Here is a 21467-nt window from a genome sequence, read left to right as displayed (position 1 = left end):
CCCACCTCGACTTCCTTAGCCAGCTGACGGAAAGTATCGGTATCGTATTGAACACGATCGAGGCGAACTCCCGTACGGAAGATCTGCTGGAACAATCACAGTCACTGGCCGATGAACTGCGTCGTACGAACGAAGAACTGCAGGATAAAGCGCATCTGCTCGTAAAACAAAAAAGAAGAAGTAGAGGAGAAAAACAAGGAAGTGGAAGAGGCGCGCCGCTCGCTCGAAGAAAAAGCGGAGCAGTTGCAGTTGACCTCCAAGTACAAATCCGAGTTTTTGGCGAACATGTCGCACGAGTTGCGCACACCGCTGAACTCCCTGCTGATTCTCGCACAACAACTGTACGAAAACCACGACGGCAACCTGAACGAAAAACAGGTGCGTTATGCGAAAACTATTCACAGTTGCGGTGATGACCTGATTCAGCTGATCAACGACATCCTTGATCTATCGAAAATTGAGTCCGGTTATATTTCTACTGACTTTATCAAAGTACGTTTCAACGAGGTGATCGGCTTTGTGGAAACGACCTTTAAACATATTTCTGAAAGTAAGAACCTGCGGTTCGGTATTGAGGTGGATGACAAGCTGCCGCAAACACTGGAAACCGACGTGCAGCGTCTGAACCAGATCCTGAAAAACCTCCTGTCCAACGCCTTTAAGTTCACGGAGAAAGGAGAAGTGAAACTGCGCATTTACGAGGCGAAACGCAGCTGGAAACTGTTGAACGACAGCCTGGATAAAGCGGAGCGCGTGGTAGCCTTTGAAATCAAGGATACGGGTATTGGTATTTCGAAAGATAAACAGGGGATCATATTTGAAGCGTTCCAGCAGGCGGAAGGTTCTACCAGCCGTAAATATGGAGGTACGGGCTTAGGGCTCTCGATCAGCCGCGGCCTGGCCGACCTGCTCGGAGGTTCCATCGAACTGGAGAGCGAAGCGGGTTCGGGAAGTACATTTACGCTGTTCCTGCCGCTGCAATACAATCCGGCCGTTATCAATAAAAAAGAAAAACCGAGCAGTCTTACAGTATCGGAATACCACCTGAGTGAAGGCGCTTCCGTGCCGACCGTGAAAGTGTCTGATACAAAAGACCTTGAAGGGATCAACGAAATTATCAACGAAATCGGGGATGACCGCAATAACGTGATCGATACGGACAAAGTATTGCTAATCGTTGAAGATGATGTTCGTTTCGCGAAGATTATGCAGGAAAGGGCACATGATATGGGCTTAAAAGTGGTGGTCGCAACGGGTTTCAGCGATGTATTCGACTTAACGAATAAGTTCCAGCCTATCGCGGTAACCCTCGATGTGAAGCTGCCCGATGCGAGTGGCTGGCGTATTCTCGACCTGTATAAGAACGATGTGAACCTGCGGCATATCCCCATCCACTTAATTTCGGGAGAGGAAAACCGGCTGCTGGCCATGCACCGCGGCGCGCGCAGCTTCAACTTAAAACCGCTGAAGAGTGAAGACCTGGCAGTGCTCTTCCAAACCATTATTGAGCAACATCAACGCAAGCGTAAACGGGTGCTGGTGATAGAAGATAATGAACCGGATGCTTCCCAGATCGCACGCATACTGGATAATGGGGATTTGATTGACCTGGAATTTGTAGATAATGGTAAAGAGGCGCTGCAAGCCCTGCAGGCAGATACATTTGATTGTATTATAGCGGATTACATGTTGCCTGATATTGAAGGTGCAGAGCTGTTCTCCAGCATCCAGTCGATTAACCGCTATAATTCCACGCCGGTTATCGTATATTCGGCAAAGGATTTTTCGAGCAAGGAGAAGTCGAAGCTGAAGCAATATGCCAACAAAATCCTGCTGAAAGATGTGAATTCGCTGGACCTGCTGTTGGAAGAAACGGTGCAGCAACTTCATATCCATCATGAAAGCCTGTTGCCCGAAAAACGGAAGCTGATCGAAGACCTGCGTTCGCAGCGGGATGTGTTAAGCCATAAGAGCGTGCTGGTGGTGGATGACGATGTGCGTAACCTGTTTGCCCTCACCACGGCCTTTGAAAGATACCATATCAACACCATTACCGCCGAAAGCGGCCAGGAAGCGATGAACATCCTGAGTGAAAATAATGAGATCGATATAGTGCTGATGGATATTATGATGCCGGAGATGGATGGTTATGAAACCATGCAGAAGATCCGCCGCGAGCATAAAAACAGCGCCCTGCCCATCATTGCCGTTACGGCGAAAGCGATGAAGGGCGACCGGGAAAAATGCCTCGAGGCCGGTGCATCCGATTACATCACCAAACCGCTGAAAATTGACCAGTTGTTATCGTTGATGAGGGTGTGGTTATACAGATAGTTCATTTTTAAAAGAAAGTCCAGTTGCAGGCAAAAGACGCAATAAAAATCCTGGTAGTAGACGACAGGCCCGACAACCTGATGTCGATCGAGTCCATACTGGAAAAGGAAAGTTATACGATCGTTAAAGCTCATTCCGGACGGGCTGCCCTGAAGGTGTTGCTCCATGAGTATGATTTTTCTTTGATCCTGATGGACGTGCTGATGCCGGACATGAACGGTTTTGAAACCGCCGCGCTCATTTACCAGCGCGACCGGCTCAAAAATATTCCGATTATATTCATCACCGCGCACAATGAGGATGAGGCCATTTTTAAAGGCTATAAAGTGGGCGCGATGGATTTTATTTACAAACCCATCAACCCCGAATTATTAAGAATTAAGGTGGGCCTGTTCGTGGAGCTGTACCGCAAAACGCAGTCACTGCTCGAACAGGAACAACACCTGCTCAATATTAACGGCACCCTGCAACGCGAGATAGAAGAACGCGAGGCATCTGAACGGAAGGTGCGTGAACTGAACCAGCAACTCACGCAAAGCAACGTGTACTTAAAGACAATAAACGAAGAACTCGACCGCTTCGCCTTTGTGGCCTCCCACGATTTGCAGGAGCCGTTGCGTAAGATCCGCGTGTTCAGTGATATGATTTTACAAAAGCGTGCCGACCCGGAAGAGGTACACCGTCATATTCAGAAAATTACCAACGCCGCCGCAAGGATGCAGCAGCTGGTAAATGATTTGCTCCGCTTCTCGCGCCATTCGGTACAAGGCGGCGACTTTGAACAGGTAGACCTGAATGAGGTAGTAAGGGGTGCGGTAAGTGAACTGGAAGTGCAGATACAACAGGCCAATGCGGTCATTAAGATAGATACGCTCCCCACGATACAGGCTATCCCTACGCTGATGCAGCAGGTGTTTTACAACCTGGTAAGCAATGCGTTAAAGTTCCGAAAGAAGGAGGTCGCGCCGCAGGTGCACATCTACGCTGAAAAAGATGGACAAAAGAAATTTTATCATATTCATGTACGGGATAACGGTATCGGTATCGATCATCAATACCTGACGGATATTTTCGTGGTGTTCAAGCGCTTGCACAGCTATCATGAGATAGAAGGTTCGGGCATCGGGCTGTCTATCTGCAAAAAGATCATGGACCAGCACCAGGGGCATATCAGGGCAACGAGTGAGCTGAACGAAGGGACAACGTTTATTGTGGGGCTGCCGGAGATGCAGGAGATGCGGGATCTGTCGGCGTCATAGCTAACTCCCCGCAATCAACGACACCAACTCCTGCAAGGTCATATTCACACTCTGGTCAGTGCCCTCCAGCAGTTGGTCTGCCAGGTCCCTTTTATGATGATGCAGTTCAATAATTTTTTCCTCTATAGTATGTTGTGCCACGAGCCTGTAGATAGTTACCGGCCGCGTTTGCCCGATACGGTAGGCGCGGTCGGAGGCTTGTTCCTCCACTGCGGGGTTCCACCACGGGTCCAGGTGAATCACGTAGTCTGCGGCTGTCAAGTTTAATCCCAAACCCCGGCTTTCAGGCTGATGAGGAACAGCGGGGCTTTGCCACCCTGGAAACTTTTTACCAGTTTTTCGCGCGTGGGGATGGGGGTGGATCCGTCGAGGTACAGGTAGTCGATGCCCCAGCTGTCCAGCGCTTTTGCGATGAGCGACAGGTGTTTCGTAAACTGGCTGAATACCAGTGCGCGGTGGTTGTTCTCCGTTAACTCTTCCACGATCTCTTTAAACGCCGCCATTTTCGATGATGCAATGTCGGTTTCGGCCTCTATCAGCTGTGGGTTACAGGCGGCCATACGCAGACGCGTAATTTCCTGTAATGCTTTAATATGCTGTTGCGCGGCGCTGAGTTTATCGCGCTCCTGCATATGTTTGATCGCCTGTCGACGTATCGCTTCGTAAAACGAGGCTTCGTCTACCGACAAATTCACCAGCTTCACTATTTCCGTTTTTGGTGGCAGCTCCTCCAGTACATCCGATTTCAGGCGGCGCAGCATAAATGGCGCGATCAACTTTTTCAGGTGTTTTTTCGCCATGCTTTCCGGGTTATTAGCTGCGGGTGTGACGAACTGTTTACGGAAATTCGGGAGGTCGCCTAACAGCCCGGGATTGAGGAAGTTGAACAGGTTCCAGATCTCGCCCACATGATTTTGTATAGGTGTACCCGTTAGCGCTAACCGGAAGTTGCCTTTCAGCATCATGGCCGCTTTAGAGGTGCGCGTCTGGTAGTTTTTGATGGTGTGGGCCTCGTCCAGCACAATGGTGTGCCAGTCGATGGTGGCGAAGGCTTTAGCTTCGGATTGCAGTACGCCGTAAGTGGCCAGCACCACGTCGAACGCTGCGGCCTGTTCCAGTTGTTGCTCCCGGTTGCCCGGTTGTAATTGTTTTACCCGCAGTTCCGGCGCAAATTTTAGCAGCTCCGATGCCCAGTTGGGCAGAACAGATGCAGGCGCAATTACCGGGGCAGGACCGTCTGCCGCGCGATGCAGCAAAATGGCTATCGCCTGTACCGTTTTACCCAAACCCATATCGTCCGCCAGGCAGGCGCCGGCGCCCCAGGCGGCTAGTTGTGTCATCCAGCGGAAACCGTCCTCCTGGTAGGGACGCAGTATTTGTTGCAGGCCGGCCGGCACCACCGTTTGCTGTTGTGCGGCCAGTTCTTTTTTTTTTGAATTGTTGCCAGGGTGTGTCTGTTTCAGCGCTGCCGGCATATTGCAGCAGATCATCGAGCAGGTGCGAGGCGAAGTAGGGCACTTTGATCTCTTTCGCGTCCGACACTCCGATGCTGAGCAGTTCGTTGAGTCTTGCCCGTAAGTCAGCGCTCAGCGCAAGGAATTCACCGTTATCCAGTTCCGTGAAACGGCTCTGGTGTTTGGGCAGTACATCCAGCACCTGTTGCAGGTTAATGACCGTACGTTCGTCGACCTGCAGTTCACCCTGTAACGTAAACCAGTGGCCTTTCTCCTTCACCATCAGGCGCAGGGCCGACATGCCGGCTTTGCCCTGCAGTCTAAAGCGGATGCCATCCGGCCATTCTACCACCACTATGTCGGACATGGACTGTATGATTTCCGGGAGTTGCAGGCAATCCGCGGGATCTTCAAAAATGATGGTATCATCGTCCTTTACTTCCTGTACGATCGATTGCTGGATCTCCTGCATCAGTGCAGTCATGTTCGCTTTCTCCAATTCCACGTCGCGGGAGGCCTGGCTACGTTCGCCATGCACAATGCCGATGATGTTGCGCGCGCCTGTGCCGGGACGGCAATACGGGGACTATCACCCAGCGGTTTTACAAAGAAAGAGGCCTTCAGTGCATCGCCGAAAGGTTGCAGCTGTATGCGGATGCGGCTGTCGCTTTCGAGACGGCGGATACTGAGCGCGGTTTCGTCGAGGTCGGAGTGGATGGTGAGGTGCGTGCCGAGCTTTTTAACCGTCTCGAGTAGCTTTTCCTTGCCTTCTGCCGGCACGGTACGCAGCTGTTTCAGCATGTTGAGCAGGTAACGTTGCTGCTGATTCAGATGGATGATTTTAAGGCGGGTATCCGTTTCTTTCAAGTATACCACGTCGCCGTTTGCATCCGTGATATTGGAACTGAACGTATACCCGCGATTGCTGGTCGTAATTACCAATTCCGCTTCGCCCTTCACGATCTCCGCCGGTATGGCGGGGTTATGCAGCAGGAACAATAACGGATGGCCGGCTAGCTCCGTCCACACATGATTATCAAAAACATATTGGTCGCCGCCGTAATAATTAAAATGAGTTTCTTTCAAAATAGTACCTGCGATGCGATGATCTTGCGGGGTCATACCTGCCACGGCACCTTCTTTCAGCTTTTTTAAAGCCACATTGCGGCCTGGGCTCCAACCATTACCCTGCATGGTTTGCAGCATGGGCTGCACCTGCAGTCCGTCGAAATCCACCAGGTATACCAGTCGGTTGGCCGATACCGGCTTCTCTTTTTCGTAGCGGGACCATCGGCCGCCAGCAGCAGGTCGAGCACGCGTTGCCATTCCGGTACCTTCTGCATTTGTGCAAATACTGGCGGTGCGGCAATTTGCGCGGACAGCGATTCGTATCGGGTCACATCTTTATCATCCTCCAAAAGGAAAAAAGTATTCATAGGCCAATAACTGGTAGCCATTGTCCAGTGCGTTCTGTAATAATCTTTTGGCCAGATGGGCGTGCTGTACAAGCAGTTTACTGTTCGGCTGAAATGCCATCAGGCAAAGGAGTGCAAGCAACGTAGGCAAATCTTTTCCACCAGGCAGGGCATGCGCTTCAATAAGAATTCGCAGCAGGTCTTCCGCCCGTTCCTTTTTGCCGATATGATAGTGCAACAGGCACATGGCGGGAATATTGGCCGGCGCCAGTTTCTTTTCGTAGAATGCTATGAGTTTGGCGATGAGTTGGCCACTCTGCGCGGCAGGCAGCAACGAAATCGTATAGGCGTAGTAGAAGGCCATGGCCGCCGAAGCCGGCAACAGGTTCTTTTTGTCCCCCTTCCGCTGTTGTTTGATGCCCCGCTCAAAAGCCGCAAACGCCTGGTCGGGCAGCTTCCTGTACAATAATACGACCGCGTCGGTAAAGTCGCTCCCCGTTTCGCGCAGCTGCCCCTGTAACAAGCCAGGTTCTGTAGAATGTTTGCCGGCAAAGGTCGCCAGGTCGTTCAGGGGCGCCATTTCCAGCAGGTTCAGCCAGATGGCGCGTTGTTTTATCTTTTGTTGGCTGTCTTCGCTGAACAGCTGTAACAGGTTATTGTACGCAGGGTAGTAAAGTAAATAGGGCAACCAGGAAAGATACTCTTCAAGGTCTATTTCAATTTTGCGGACGGGCAGCGACATCAATGATAAATCGCCTAAACAATACGCCATCAGGGTTTCCTGCAACTCCGCCAGCCTGAAGCTGGTGTTGTAAAAAGACGGCCGCATTCCCCGGTGATGATGCATCAGCTGCTGGTAATCCGCCCGCACAATATTGGAAGGAAAAAGCAGGAAGGCCAACTCTGGCACTAACGAGAAGTTACCGGCCGTATTGGCCGCACCCAGCTGATCGCGTTGTAGCTGTTCCAGGATGGCGCTTACTTTGGATGCCTCCGTTTTCCGGAAATAATTTACCGCATCTGTTACCCGGTATTTTTCCATGGGGTACAGGTACAGGCTTAGGATGTCGATCACCAGCCGGGTGTCGGCGTCCTGCAGCGTATATTGTTTACGGTAAAAAGCCTCGTTGCGCATAGGGCGTAAAAATAAGCATTGTTACGCCTGCAAACATGCTGCAGGTATGTAAACGTTTACATAAACGCTCAAATTTTTTGTGCTCCTGTCCTTTTAAATGAATATACTCCGAGGGAGTCATGTTGAACTGCTTGGCAAAATTGCGCGAAAAGTTGCTCTGGGAACTGAATCCCAGCATGTCGGAGATTTCGTTGATGCGGTATTCGCCTTCTGCCAGCAGTTCCGCTGCCTTTTTAAGCCGGGTAATATTGATCAGTTCGATGGGGGAGAGGTCGGATACGGCTTTGATTTTCCGGTACAGCGTTACGCGGCTCATATTCATGGCCCTGGCGAGCTTCTCTACGTCGAGTTCAGCATCTTCCAGGTTGCGGATGATCGTATCGTTGAGGTTGTCGAGGAAACGTTCGTCGGCTTTGGAATGCGCCATGCTCTTGATATGGGCGAGGGGCGACTGTGCAAAGTATTGCCGGATGTTGTTGCGGTTGGATAGCAGGCTGGCCATCTGCGCCTGAAGGTGCTCCTTGGAAAAAGGCTTCTCTATATACGCGTCGGCGCCCAGTTCCAGCCCGTGGATCTTGGCGGTCAGTGTATTTTTAGCAGTCAGTAAAATAATGGTATGTGGGAGAATTCAACATTTGATTTAATGAGCGTGCACAGTTCAAAACCGTCCATATCCGGCATCATGACGTCGCTGATCACCAATTGTACCGCTTCGGTGTGCAGTATTTCCAGTGCAGCTTCCCCGCTTTCGGCCGTGCGTATCGTGTACTTAGGCGCCAGCGTCCGGGAAAGAAATTCGGACGGACGTCATCGTTATCATCGACAATCAATACTGTTGGCAGCATAACGTGTTTATTTAACGGCGGTTTTGGGCGATCTTGATATTGGTTGCATCTCCGCTTTCAATGGCAAATGTAGTATAAATACATTCATTCCGTCGCGCGATGTATCCGGTACAAATATCCCTGGTGCAATTCGGCCAGTGAACGCGCTATCGAAAGTCCTATGCCGGAGCCCGTTTGCCGGCTGGTTTCCTTCATGCGGTAAAAAGGCTCAAATATTTTTTCTCTCATCTCGGGAGATACCAGATGCCCGTCGTTACGAACTTCTATCGTAAAGTTAAGGTCTTCCGGCGACAGCGGGTGCAATATTACAGTAGCGGTTGTTCCGGCATATTTCACCGCGTTGCTCAGCAGGTTGCTGAGTATTTTGCGCAGCGCTTCCTCATCTGCCCATGCGGTGATGGGAAGATCGGGCAGCTCCAGCCGGTATTGTAGCTTCTTTTTCGTAGCCGGTGGTACGAAATTCTCAAATTCTTCCTGTAACAATTTATCGATCCGCACTTCAGAAAAAGTAAGACTGAAGCCCCGGGTTTCTGTTTGCCGGAAGTCCAGTATCTGCGTAATGAGTGCAATCAGGCGATTGGTATTACGTTCCAGCGTCACTACGTCGGGTTTGATATCCGGCACTTCAGCCGTCTTTTCCAGCAAATTCTCTACCGGGCCTTTGATCAGCGTCAGCGGTGTCCGTATTTCGTGTGTCACATTGGTAAAGAATTCTATTTTAGCTTCGTACAGTTCCTTTTCCTTTTTGATCTGCGTGCGTTTGTGATAAAAACTGATCACATAATAAGAGATTGCCGCGGCGACCGGGATGTACAGCAGATAAGCCCGGTGGTTGCCCAAAATGGCGGAAGAATGCGGATACGCAGCTGTTTTTCCTCCGGCCCCCATTTGCCGCTCGTCGATGCCTTTATCCGGAAGGTGTACAGGCCCGGTGAAAGGTTCGTGAAATATACTTTACGATTGGTCGGTAAATGGATCCAGTCTTTGTCGAGGCCGTCCAGCATGTATTTATATTGTGTAATCTCGGGGGCGTTGTAACTCAGTGCCGCAAAGTCGATACTAAAGCTGGAGGCATCATGCGGCAGGGTGATCTGCTGTGTGAACAGAATGGATTGTTTCAGCGGACTGCTGTCGGGGCTGATAGCCAGTTCACGGTTGTGCACCTGGAACCCGGTGATATATACCATTGGCTGAAAGTCGCTCGCGATAAACTCTTCCGGATTAAAACTAATCATGCCCTTAATACTGCCGAAATACATGCGGCCGGTACTGTCGCGGTAACCGGAGTTGTAGTTGAACTGGTCATTGAGCAGTCCGTTGGCCTTGGTATACTTGTTCAGGATTTTGCCACTGGTATCGGCTTCCACCAGTCCTTTGGAGGTGCTGATCCACAGGTGGCCATTGCGTGCTGTTACTATTTTGAAGATGAAGTTGCTCGGCAGCCCGTCTTTCATTGTGAAACGTTGGAACTTGTTACGGGAACGGTCCATTTTACACAATCCACCGCCTTCGGTGGCAAACCAGAGATTATGGCCTGTGTCTTCACAGATCGCATTGGCCGTATTGGCGGAAATACTGTACGGATTGGTGTCATCATATAAAAAGCGGCGGGTGGTGCTGGCGGCGGGATCGTAGCAAAACACACCTTCGCCATGTGTGGTGCCCCAGATAACGCCGGCATGATCTTCCAGTAAACTGCTCGTGGTCATATTCGGCGGACCACTAACGCGATCGAAGCCCTCGACGGCCTTATTGTAACGGAGCAACCCGCCGCCGCTGCCTACATATATATCGTTGCTTCGGGTTTTTAGCAGGGATACGACGAAGTTGTGCGGCAGATCGTGCGGGCCGGTACCTGCATTATAGTGCCGCATCAATTTTCCTGTTTTCCGGTTGATGATATCCAGTCCGTGCTCGTGGGTGCCTGCCCATACCTCATCCCCGTTAATTAATACACCGTGAATATTTGAGTAGGTGATACTGTTCGGCGTTTTAGGTGAAAAGTTGGTCACCACGCCCGTTTTCGGATCGAGACGGTTCAGGCCGGCATCTTCTGTACCAATCCATAACATGCCATCGCTGTCGCTCAGTATTTCACGTACCGCACTGCCGCTGATGGCGTTCTGCGAATAGTCGGGATAGTATTTGCGGAATGGCGTATAAGGGAAGGGACAGTAATTCACACCACCGAAGTAGGTGCCTACCCAAATGCCGCCTTCGCTGTCGCGCGAGATCGTATAAATCGCGTCATCTGAAATAGAATACGGGTCCATAAACTTTTTATGCAGGTTGATGGACTTGCCCGTTTCACTATTTAATATATGTACGCCCGATTCGCTGGCTACCCAAAACTCATTGGGGCCGTTTTGAAGGATATCATGCACATATACCTTCGTGCCATCTGTATTGTAAGTCAATAGATTTCGCGTTTTACAATCGTTTGCATTAAACTCCTTCACACCGTCGCAGGAAGTACAGACCATGATGCGCATGCCTGCCGCGATGACGCGGTGAATGTAACAACCGATGCCGCCCGGCCTGTCTGCAAACACGTTGTAACCGGTGAAGGCGCCTGTCGCCGTATCAAGTTTTTGCAAATAACCATTGTATGTAGACGCCCACGTAGCGCCATCTTCCGTGATACAAACGGAGGTGAGCGCATAGCGTGGATGGGCAAAACGCTTTAATTGTTTGCTGATAGGATTGTAACGGCATATCGCATTTTGACAAATAAACCATAGCTGTCCGGCGGTGTCTTCTGTAATGCTCCATGCCTCGCGCAAGGTATCTGAAAACCTGACGGGCCGCTCCTTTAAAGTATCAAAATAGAACAAGCCTTTTTGAGAACCGATCCATAAAGTGCCCTTGCTATCTTTGAATAAATTATAGATCTGGTCCAGCTGCTGCTCGTTTTTATCATCCAGCCTGTACAGCTTAAAGCTGTAGCCATCAAAGCGATTGAGGCCTTCCTTGGTACCGAACCACATGAAGCCCTGCTGATCCTGCACACTGCTGAACACCGTATTATTAGAAAGTCCGTCTTCCACCTGGTAGTGATGAAAATAATATTGTTGCGCACTGCAGTTCATGCAGAGCAACAACCCTAAAGTGACTTTCAACCAAAAATGAAACATTTTGAAAAGAATATGAAACGCGGTGAATGACCGTCTACCTAAATAAGTTCTTTCTTCACACTACGATTTAAAAGTAGTATTTGTTTACAAATAAACGCACATGTAAACGTTTACACGCCCAATGTTCAAGGTACGCACATTTTATTAACCACAATTTAGTTCCCGTTTATGAAAAATTTTACGAGGCTCCCCATGCCCTGTAATACTGCACTGGCAGTGCCGTTCAGGCGCCCCCTGCCTTTTTTACTGACTGTTCTCTTATGGCTTTCCAGCTTTTTACCGGCCTTTTCGCAGGAAAAGATTGCGGTAAGGGGTGTGGTGAAAGACAATGAAGGCGGTGTAATGCCCGGTGTTACGGTAGTGGAAAAAGGGACGAAAAATGCCACTAACACAGATGTTAACGGCGCCTTTACACTCAACGTAGCAGGTGAGGCGTCCATACTGGTATTTACTTCTATCGGTTCTGCCAATAAAGAAATAACAGTTGGTACGCAACGCAGCCTGGATGTAAAAATGGACCGTCAGAACAAAGATATCAGTGAGGTAGTAATCGTTGGTTACGGCCAGACGAAAAAATCATCCCTTACCGGTTCGGTAGCGGCAGTAACGGCCGATGACATCGGACGTGTGCACGGTAACTCAACTGTGAGCGCCACGCTGGCAGGTAAAATGCCCGGCGTATCGTTCCGCATGCCCGATGGTCGCCCCGGCGCCAGCGCTAACATCCAGATCCGCAACCTGGGTAACCCGCTGTATGTAATTGACGGTATCCAGCAGGATGCAGGTCAGTTCAACAACCTGTCGCCTAACGACGTAGAAACCATCTCCGTGCTGAAAGACGCCGCTGCCGCTATTTACGGTGTGCGCGCGGCGAACGGCGTTGTGGTGGTAACGACCAAACGCGGTAAGCTCAACTCCCGCAACACCATTGGTGTGGATGCTTATTACGGCTGGCAAAACTGGACCACCTTCCCTGAAGTACTCACCAGCTCTTATGATTACATGCGCCTGAAAGCGGAAGCAGAATTAAATGCGAACGGCAGCACGGCCATCACCCAGGCAGAACTGGACAAATACAAACAAGGCACCGAGTATGGCTACCAGAGCTTCGACTGGCCGGGCTTTATCATCAAAGGTAATTCTCCGCTCGCGTCGCTTAACGTGAATGCCAGTGGTGGTTCCGACAGGATCAATTATTATATGTCCTACACCAAGCTGAACCAGAACTCTGTACTGGGCCGCGAATATCGTTTCGACAGGAATAACATCCAGTCGAACATCACTGCCCGCATCGCAGAAGGTTTGAAAGCCGGCATCGACATCAACGGTCGTATCGAAACCCGCCAAAACCCTGGCGTACCGCAGGAAGACGATTACTGGGTAGCCCGTTTCGCACTGCTGCGCAATACACCGATGGAAAGGCCTTATGCAAACGACAATCCCGAATATTTGAACGATATCGGACACAACGAAACTAACTGGGCGTTCCTGAACTACAAAAATTCGGGTAAGTATCGTGAGGACTGGCGCGTACTGCAAACCAACTTCAACCTGGAGTACCAGGTGCCCTGGATTAAAGGCCTGACGCTGCGCGGCGCCTATTCTTATTACCTGGCAGACCGTGTGCTGAATAACCATGAGTACACCTATAAAACATACCGGTACGATCCCGTAAATGATACGATCCTGCCTTACGGCGGTAGTACAAACCCCTACAGGCAGCGTATCCAGCAGAAGGTGAACAACGTGAACATGCAGGGGCAGATCACTTATGCGCGCACGTTTGGTAAGCATAATGTTAACGCTACGTTTGTTGCGGAAAGGATCAAATGGCAACGCCTGACCAATACGCTGCACTCAGTGCCTACCACCAACTCCCTCCCGCTGATCTATTTCAGCACCATGGACCAATATGATGATAACGATGAACGCCAGGCCAGGATTGGTTATGTAGCGCGCGTGAACTATTCTTATGCCGATAAATATTTACTTGAAGTAAGCGGCCGCCGCGATGCTTCGTACCTGTTTCCTCCCGATAACCGCGTGGGTTACTTCCCCGGCGCGTCTGTTGGCTGGCGTTTGAGCGAAGAACAGTTTGTGAAAGACCTGGTGGGTAACTTCCCGGTGAGCGAAATTAAGCTGAGAGCTTCATATGGTCTGATGGGTGACGATGGTACCGCATTGAGCCTTGCAGAATATGCTTACCTGGAAGGGTATAACTACAACCAGGGGCGTAGGTGTATATGACGGTACTGTGGTTGTTGGTTCCCGCGACCGTGGCGAACCCACCACCAACATCACCTGGTTAAAAAGCCGTATGACGAACCTCGGCCTGGACCTCGGTTTCTTCAATGGCAAACTGACCAGCACCGTGGAATACTATCGCCGTAAACGTACCGGTCTTAAAAAAGATATGAGTGGCGTACTGGTACCGAGCGAAATCGGGTATGGTTTGCCGCTGGGTAACTTTGAATCTGATTCACAGTTTGGTGTGGACTTCTCCGCAGGCTGGAACAGCAATATTGGCGAACTGAAATACATGATCAGCGGTAACTTCTCTGTTTCCCGCTACAAATTCCTGGACGCGTATGGTTCCGGCACCCGCTTCTTCAACGCGTGGGACAAGTACCGTTTTGCTTACCAGGACCGCCTCACGCGCTCTAACTGGGGCCGCCACGTGATTGGTCAGTTCCAGTCACAGGAACAAATCAACAACTATCCTGTAAACATAGATGGCAGGGGTAACATCACTTTGCTGCCCGGCGATCTGATTTATGAAGACATTAATAAAGACGGTAAAATCGATGGTTACGACGAGCGTCCGATCGGTTGGGGTATTGGTGCGCAGCCAAACATCAACTTCGGTTTCAGCATCGGTTTAATGTATAAAGGTATTGACCTTCGTGCCGATTTCTCCGGTGCTGCCGGTTATACCTGGTACCAGAACTGGGAAATGAAATGGCCGTTCCAGAACAACGGTAACCTCAACACCCTGTTTACCGACAGGTGGCATCGCGAAGATATGTGGGACCCGAACAGCAAATGGATCCCTGGTAAGTATCCTGCGCTGCGTTACAACGATGGCGGTCACTCCAACTACAACAACAGTAACGACTTCTTTGCACACAACGGCCGTTACCTGCGTTCACGTACTACCGAGATTGGCTACACGCTGCCAGCGAAACTGATGGAAAGGATCCGCATCAACAAATGCCGCTTCTATGTTAACGGTTACAACCTGTTAACCTTCAGCAACCTGAACCAGTACCGCGTAGACCCCGAAGTAACAGAAGAAAATGGTCTGCAATATCCGCAGAACAAAGTGGTGAACGTAGGCGTAAACCTCCAGTTTTAATCTAACCGTTTAGATTCCAGATTATGAAAGCAAAAATTATCAACATATTGGCAATCGCCGCGCTGATGAGCGCCAGCGGTTGTATTAAAGACGCAGATTTCCTGAACCAGAAGCCGCCGGCGATCCTTTCCCCGGAAGAAGCATTCAACACCACCGCAGATGCCTTTTCCGTACTGTCGAACCTGTACACCAGGCAGCTGGATTTTTCTTCTTTGGATGAAACCTGGGAAAACTTCGCGGGGTATGGAGAATCCTATCCTTCCAATAACGGTACCGACTGGATGGTGCGTGACAGTGAGTGGGGATACGGTACCTGGGGTAACTGGGATTATGGTTACATCCGTGAGCTGAACCTGTTCCTGAAGCGTTGTGAGGCTTCTAAAACGTTGCCGGTGGCAGATAAGGCACAGCTGTTGGCGGAGTGCCGTTTCCTGCGCGCCAACTTCTATTTTGAACTCACCAAACGTATGGGTGGTGTGCCTTTGATCCTGGAGCCTTTGCGCTACGATTTCAGCGGCGATCCTACCTACCTGCAATATCCCCGCGCGAAGGAGGCGGAAATGTACGACTTCGTGATCAGTGAAATGGAAGCCATCCGTGATGCGTTGCCTACACGCGTTATTTTCACGCAACCTAAAACTGCCATTACCGGCCGTGCCACCAAAGGCGCTGCTACTGCGGTCATCGTACGTGCAGCGCTGTATGCAGGTTCTATCGCCAAACACGGCGCCAGCACACCTGAAGTATCATTACCTGGTGGGGAGGTAGGCATCCCGGCTAACCTGGCCAACGGTTATTATACAAAAGCCCCGGCAGCCGCTAACATGATCATTAATAAACAGGTGGGTGATTACAGCCTGTATAAAAAAACAACGAACCTGTCGGAGAACTTCGCAAACCTCTTCCGGATAAAAATGATAACCCGGAAGTAATATGGGTAGAAGACTTTAAACTGAAAAGCGGTCGTGTACACGGTTTTACCGTAGCTAACCAACCGCGTTTCGGTTCTGAAGAGGAAGAAGGCGGTCGTATTAATCCGTCTGTTAACCTGGTAGAGGCTTTCGAGAAACTGGATAACACCTTTGCACCACTGGCGGTAAATGCCAACGATGGTTCTGCGGTGCTGTATACCAATCCGGTGGAAATTTTCGCGGGTCGTGATGCACGCCTGGCAGGCACTGTTATTACACCGGGCAGCACGTTTAAAGGTCGCCCTGTAGACATTTGGGCTGGTTATCGCCTGGCGGACGGTACGATCGTTACCAGCGATGCCCGTGGCGGTACGAAAGATCTGCCGGGCAAACCGGGTGCGCAGGTGGTAGGTCAGGATGGCCCTATCGATCGCCTTGAATTTGTTGCACAAAGCGGTTTTTATATCCGTAAATACCTGGATCCGGCCGCTGGTGCAGGTTCCCGTGGTACAAACAGTGAGGTTGCGTACATTCGTTATCGTTATGCAGAAGTACTGCTGAATGCTGCCGAAGCGGCTTTCGAACTGGGGCAAAATGATGTGGCAGCTGGTTTTATGAACCAGGTACGCGAACGTGCAGGACTGACTATTCCTTTGACAGCTGCCCAGATCACCTTTGACCGTATCGTGCACGAACGCCGTGTTGAACTGGCTTTTGAAGGTCACCTCCTGTTCGATATGAAACGTTGGAGAATTGCCCACCAGAAATGGGACGGTAACCCGATGTCGCTGGCCGACCTGACCACCAACTTTAACCAGGCGACCGACCGTAATACACAACCCTGGGCACTGTGGCCGTATAAAGTATACGATCCGGGTAACCCGAACGACGGTAAATGGTACTTCCAGTATAAGCTGTTAAGTGCTGTTACCGGTGCACGCAGGTTCCGCATGGGTAACTATTACTCTTTCATTGGTGATGATATTCGCGCCAACAACCCGAAAATCGTAAGACAACCTAACCAGTAAAAGCAAAAACATCAGTCATGAAATTCACAACCTCTTATATACTTGTACTGGCTATCGGAACATTATTGTTCTCGTGTAAGAAAGATAACTACGAACCACCCAAATCTACCTTTTCCGGGAGGGTGGTTTACCAGGGCGAGCCCATTGCAGTAGGCCACAACCAGGTATCTTTCGAACTATATCAATATGGATTTGGTAAAGTAGGCGCGATGGGCCATACTATTGCGCAGGACGGCTCCTTCAGCACATTGCTTTTTGATGGCGAGTACAAGCTGGTCATACCGACTGCACAGGGTCCCTGGGTACCGAAAGCAGCTAATGGCAAACCAGACAGCCTTAATATCACCATTAGCGGCAGCAAACAAATGGATATTGAAGTAATGCCTTACTATATGATCCGCACGCCGCAACTGGCGGCTGCCAGCGGAAAAGTGAATGCTACTTTCCGCCTGGAGCAGATCGTAACCGGCGCATCCGCCAAAGCGGTGGAAAATGTTACCCTGTACGTGAATAAAACCGCGTACGTGGGCGAAGGCGCCGATTACAACGACGGCACCACTACCATTGCCGGTGGCGCTATTACAGATATGAATAACATCGTCCTCAGCGTGAACATCCCGACCTACGCGGTACCGCAGAATTATGTATATGCCCGTGTTGGTGTAAAGATCGCAGGGGTGGAAGACAGGTTGTTCTCACAGGTGGTGAAAGTCACCTACTAGGTTTTTACGGATAAGGAATTATTTTTTAAACATAGCATAGATACGAATGAAGAATGTAGTAATTGCAGCTGTTGCGCTCTTGAGTTTTTCCGCAGCCGGCGCCCAGGAACGGAAGGCGCCTGCTTATCCGCTTATTACGCACGATCCCTATTTCAGCATCTGGTCAAATACCGACCAGTTGAACGCTTCGCCCACCAGGCACTGGACAGGTGCCACACAGTCGCTCGTAGGAATGGTGAAGGTAGATGGCAGCATTTACCGCTTCCTGGGAGAAGAGGCCAAAGTTTGGACACCCATTGCGGCTACATCGGATGATGGCGATTACACCGTAGCCTATACTGAAACGAAGCCGGCAAGCGGCTGGGAACAACCCGGTTTCAGTGATGCACAATGGAAGAAGGGGGCTGCACCGTTCGGTGACAACCCTTCTATTGCCAAAACTTCCTGGAAAAGTAAGGACCTGTGGACCCGCAGGACCTTCACCGTGGCCAATAACGACCGAGGTAAACTGTTCCTGAAAATGAACCATGACGACAACGTGGAAGTGTTCCTGAACGGCGAGCAAATATTTGCCCGCAAAGGATGGAACAACAAGTTCGAATATTTTCCCATCAGCTCAAAACTGAAGAAAGGAAGTAACGTACTGGCGGTGCACGTAGCCAATACCGCAGGCGGCCAATGGCTGGATGCCGGTATCGTGGAGGAGAAAGTTGTTGTGGCCGACGCGGCGATCAAACTAGCAGAACAAAAGAGCGTAGACATCAATGCTACACAAACCATCTACGAATTCACAGCCGGTAAAGCCAACCTCACCGTGACCTTTACCTCTCCGCTGTTGATCAGCGACCTGCACCTGGTGTCGCGTCCCGTATCATATGTAAATGTAAAAGCTGCCAGCAACGACGGAGAAGCGCATGACGTACAACTGTACTTCGGTGCTTCTTCCGACCTGGCTGTTAATATGCCTTCGCAACAGGTGAAGGCCGACAAATACACTGCCCAGGGTTTATCTATCCTGAAAGCAGGCACGCTGTCGCAGGAAGTGCTGAAGAAAAAGGGCGATGACCTTCGTATCGACTGGGGTTACATGTACGTAGCAGTTCCTACCGCTGCGAATGTGAACAAACCGTTGCTTCTCCTGTGAATTATGCGCAGGCATTTTCGCTTCCGGCTAAAAACACGCAAACCGGCAAACAGCTGATGCTGAGCACCAGTGTAGCTTTGGGTAAAGTTGGCGAAGCCGCGAAGGAGCAAACGTTCCTGGTAGGCTACGACGATATCTTGAGCATACAGTACTTCGGTAAGAACCTGAAACCCTGGTGGACACTCGGCCAGCCTACTACCATAGAGAAGGAAATGGCGGCTGCGGCAAAAGATTACAAAGAGATCATCGCAAAATGCGAAGCCTTTAACAAACAACTGCGTGACGACGCTTTGCAGGCGGGTGGCGAGCAATACGCTGAACTCTGCGAACTGACATACCGCCAGGGAATCTCTGCGCACAAACTGGTAAAAAGTCCCGAAGGGGATCTTCTTTTCCTGTCTAAAGAAAACTTCAGTAACGGTTCTATCAATACGGTGGACATCACTTATCCTTCCGCACCGATGTACCTCGTGTACAACCCCGAGCTGCTGAAGGGCATGATGAACGGTATTTTCTATTACAGCGAAAGCGGTAAATGGGCAAAGCCTTTTGCTGCGCACGACCTGGGTACTTATCCGCTGGCGAATGGCCAGACTTACGGAGAGGATATGCCCGTGGAAGAAAGCGGCAACATGCTGATCCTGGCTGCAGCTATCGCCAAAGCAGAAGGTAAACCTGATTACGCTAAAAAGCATTGGAAAACCTTGACCACCTGGGCCGAGTACCGGCTAAAGAAGGATTGGATCCTGCCAACCAGCTGTGTACCGACGACTTCGCCGGTCACCTGGCGCGTAACGCTAACCTTTCCGTAAAAGCTATTGTAGCCCTTGGTGGTTATACTCAACTTGCGCAGCAACTTGGCGAAACCGCTACTGCCGCCAAATACGCGGCGCTGACCAAAGATATGGTGACCAAGTGGATGGCGATGGCCGATGACGGCGATCACTACTCGCTCACCTTCGATGGTAAAGGTACCTGAGCCAGAAGTATAACCTCGTTTGGGATAAGGTGCTGGACATGGGACTGTTCCCTAAGAGCGTGTACCAGAAAGAAGTGAAATACTACCTGACGAAACAAAACGCCTATGGTTTGCCCCTGGACAGCCGCAAAACCTACACAAAATCTGACTGGATTTTGTGGACGGCCACGCTGACAGAGAACAAGGGCGACTTTGACCAGCTGGTAAACCCGATGTATAAATATGCACTGGAAACCAGCAGCCGCGTGCCTTTAAGCGACTGGCACGAAACTACCGACGGTAAACAGGTAGGTTTCAGGCGCGAAGCGTAGTGGGCGGTTATTTCATTAAAGTGCTGTACGAAAAAATGCACAAATAGCCTTTCATCAATTCGCCCCGATGAGCCAGAGCATAGCCAAAACGACGATCGAAGACATCGCGAGAGCGCTGAATATCACTGCGGCCACGGTATCGCGCGCCTTGCATAATCATCCTGCTATTAAAGAAGCAACGAAAAAGATTGTGCGGGAAACGGCGGAAAGGTTGAATTACCGGCCTAACCGTATTGCATCCTCGCTGCGGTTGGGGCGGTCGCACATTATTGGTGTGATCATTCCCAGTGCGGAGATCAACTTCTTCGGCTCTGTGATTCACGGCATTGAGAAAGTAGCAAATATTAACGGGTACAACGTGCTCATTTACCAGAGCAACGAATTGTACGAAAGCGAAAAGAAAGGCATACAAACCTTTTTACAATCACAGGTCGATGGGGTGCTGGCATCTATTTCGAAAGAAACCATTAACCTGGACCATTACGGAGAGCTGAAACGCCGGGGAATTCCGCTGGTGTTGTTTGACCGCGCAAGCGACAGCTTAGGCGTATCATCCGTAGTGGTAAACGATTATCGTGGCGCCTTTGACGCTACGAAGCACCTGATAGACCAGGGCTGCCGCCGCATTGCGCACATAGGGGGCAGCAGCACGTGAGCATCTTTAACCAGCGCTTAAAAGGGTATATCGATGCGTTGAATGTGCACAACATCGCACTGGACGATGACCTGATCGTGTATGGGAAGGTGAGTATTGAATCGGGCCGCGAGTGCATGCACCGGCTGTTATCCGGTAACAATGTACCGGACGGCGTATTCGCTGTGGAGGATTTTACCGCGCTGGGAGCCATGCAGGCGATTAAAAGCGCCGGTAAAAAAATACCGGGGAAATAGCCTTGATCGGCTTTGCCAACGAGGCCTTCGGCGAGTACCTGACACCTTCGCTCAGCACCGTAAACCAACAAACGGTAGTGATGGGAGAAGAAGCCGCCAAGCTGTTTTTCGACATCCAGCGGAAAGGGTATGCCCCTGGCATACCGCCACAAAAGCTGGTGCTGGAGCCGGAGTTAATCTGCCGGCAGTCGAGTGACCGGTTTGGAATTATTTAGCGTTCTATTGCATAAAAAATACATTGACGCGCCTCCCATTCCTGGGGGCGCTGTTGTTTTAATACCATGCCCGTTTATCAAAGGAATTGATAAGCAGTCAAAAACTATTTCCAGTTTACGTGTTAAAACATCATATTTGCGGGTATGAAGGGAGGGGACCGGTATATTTGTTGGTATTAGTGCTTGCGTTATGTACTGCGTTCTTATCATGTGAACCCGCGCCAGGGGCGAATGGGCGGGTATATGGAGAAATAAAGCTTCTCCCGCAGCTGTGTGTCCCGGAAGATACGACCGGCACACTCTCCGCGGATACAGCCCTTGCCCATCTCACTGAA

Annotated in this window: 16 protein-coding genes and 3 pseudogenes; 11 read left to right on the top strand and 8 right to left on the bottom strand. The window is 50.4% G+C overall.

Features of this window, described 5'->3' with window-relative positions:
• The first annotated feature begins 201 nt into the window (after positions 1-201).
• Positions 202-2334, top strand: a complete 2133-nt coding sequence (locus MKQ70_RS20395) for a response regulator (protein WP_372490006.1) — start codon at positions 202-204, stop codon at positions 2332-2334.
• A gap of 23 nt (positions 2335-2357) precedes the next feature.
• Positions 2358-3593: a sensor histidine kinase gene (locus tag MKQ70_RS20390; protein WP_248073947.1), complete on the top strand. Its 1236-nt coding sequence runs from the start codon at positions 2358-2360 to the stop codon at positions 3591-3593.
• On the opposite strand, the pseudogene MKQ70_RS20385 reads toward MKQ70_RS20390, so the two are convergent.
• From MKQ70_RS20385 to MKQ70_RS20350, 8 genes and pseudogenes are all read right to left on the bottom strand, one after another.
• Positions 3594-4933 (bottom strand): annotated as a pseudogene (locus MKQ70_RS20385) (DEAD/DEAH box helicase).
• A complete protein-coding gene (locus tag MKQ70_RS20380; protein ID WP_248073945.1) occupies positions 4872-5585 on the bottom strand; it encodes a hypothetical protein in 714 nt (237 codons plus the stop codon). Before MKQ70_RS20380 ends, MKQ70_RS20385 begins: the two are co-directional and overlap by 62 nt.
• Positions 5528-6373, bottom strand: a complete 846-nt coding sequence (locus MKQ70_RS20375) for a hypothetical protein (protein WP_248073944.1) — start codon at positions 6371-6373, stop codon at positions 5528-5530. Before MKQ70_RS20375 ends, MKQ70_RS20380 begins: the two co-directional genes overlap by 58 nt.
• 81 nt (positions 6374-6454) lie before the next feature.
• Positions 6455-7597 (bottom strand): hypothetical protein, encoded by a 1143-nt coding sequence (locus tag MKQ70_RS20370; RefSeq protein WP_248073943.1) that lies wholly within the window; start codon positions 7595-7597, stop codon positions 6455-6457.
• Entirely contained in the window at positions 7572-8099 is a 528-nt protein-coding gene (locus tag MKQ70_RS20365; protein WP_248073942.1) for a helix-turn-helix domain-containing protein, read from the bottom strand. The genes MKQ70_RS20370 and MKQ70_RS20365 overlap by 26 nt, the downstream gene beginning before the upstream one ends.
• A gap of 98 nt (positions 8100-8197) precedes the next feature.
• Positions 8198-8320, bottom strand: coding sequence for a PleD family two-component system response regulator (locus MKQ70_RS20360; RefSeq protein ID WP_248081516.1), 123 nt, complete (start codon positions 8318-8320; stop codon positions 8198-8200).
• Positions 8321-8526: 206 nt separating this feature from the next.
• Complete coding sequence (locus MKQ70_RS20355) at positions 8527-9222, bottom strand: sensor histidine kinase (RefSeq protein WP_248073941.1); 696 nt, start codon at positions 9220-9222, stop codon at positions 8527-8529.
• Complete coding sequence (locus tag MKQ70_RS20350) at positions 9219-11561, bottom strand: ligand-binding sensor domain-containing protein (protein WP_248073939.1); 2343 nt, start codon at positions 11559-11561, stop codon at positions 9219-9221. The genes MKQ70_RS20355 and MKQ70_RS20350 overlap by 4 nt, the downstream gene beginning before the upstream one ends.
• Positions 11562-11768: 207 nt before the next feature.
• Between MKQ70_RS20350 and MKQ70_RS20345 the strand changes: the two genes are divergently transcribed.
• The 9 genes and pseudogenes from MKQ70_RS20345 to MKQ70_RS42460 all read left to right on the top strand — a co-directional run.
• Positions 11769-13823: a SusC/RagA family TonB-linked outer membrane protein gene (locus tag MKQ70_RS20345; protein ID WP_248073937.1), complete on the top strand. Its 2055-nt coding sequence runs from the start codon at positions 11769-11771 to the stop codon at positions 13821-13823.
• On the top strand, positions 13774-14931 hold the full coding sequence (locus MKQ70_RS20340) for a SusC/RagA family TonB-linked outer membrane protein (RefSeq protein ID WP_248073935.1): 1158 nt from the start codon (positions 13774-13776) through the stop codon (positions 14929-14931). Before MKQ70_RS20345 ends, MKQ70_RS20340 begins: the two co-directional genes overlap by 50 nt.
• 23 nt (positions 14932-14954) lie before the next feature.
• On the top strand, positions 14955-15863 hold the full coding sequence (locus tag MKQ70_RS20335; protein ID WP_248073933.1) for a RagB/SusD family nutrient uptake outer membrane protein: 909 nt from the start codon (positions 14955-14957) through the stop codon (positions 15861-15863).
• Positions 15863-16870 (top strand): RagB/SusD family nutrient uptake outer membrane protein, encoded by a 1008-nt coding sequence (locus MKQ70_RS20330; protein WP_308199506.1) that lies wholly within the window; start codon positions 15863-15865, stop codon positions 16868-16870. Before MKQ70_RS20335 ends, MKQ70_RS20330 begins: the two co-directional genes overlap by 1 nt.
• Before the next feature lie 17 nt (positions 16871-16887).
• The gene (locus MKQ70_RS20325) at positions 16888-17592 is read left to right on the top strand and encodes a DUF3823 domain-containing protein (RefSeq protein ID WP_248073931.1); all 705 of its coding nucleotides are present in this window, start codon (positions 16888-16890) and stop codon (positions 17590-17592) included.
• Positions 17593-17638: 46 nt separating this feature from the next.
• Positions 17639-18736, top strand: coding sequence for a DUF5127 domain-containing protein (locus tag MKQ70_RS43845; protein ID WP_282456621.1), 1098 nt, complete (start codon positions 17639-17641; stop codon positions 18734-18736).
• Between the two features lie 56 nt (positions 18737-18792).
• Positions 18793-19715: pseudogene (locus MKQ70_RS43840) on the top strand (glutaminase domain-containing protein).
• Between the two features lie 38 nt (positions 19716-19753).
• Positions 19754-20026, top strand: coding sequence for a DUF1793 domain-containing protein (locus tag MKQ70_RS43835; RefSeq protein WP_282457485.1), 273 nt, complete (start codon positions 19754-19756; stop codon positions 20024-20026).
• A gap of 67 nt (positions 20027-20093) precedes the next feature.
• Positions 20094-21132 (top strand): annotated as a pseudogene (locus MKQ70_RS42460) (substrate-binding domain-containing protein); the annotation flags it as partial.
• Positions 21133-21467 lie beyond the last annotated feature (335 nt).

The organism is Chitinophaga sedimenti, assembly GCF_023156195.1.
GTDB classification, from domain to species: domain Bacteria; phylum Bacteroidota; class Bacteroidia; order Chitinophagales; family Chitinophagaceae; genus Chitinophaga; species Chitinophaga sedimenti.
Note: the sequence above shows the minus strand (reverse complement) of the source record. Positions and strands in the feature narration are given on the sequence as shown.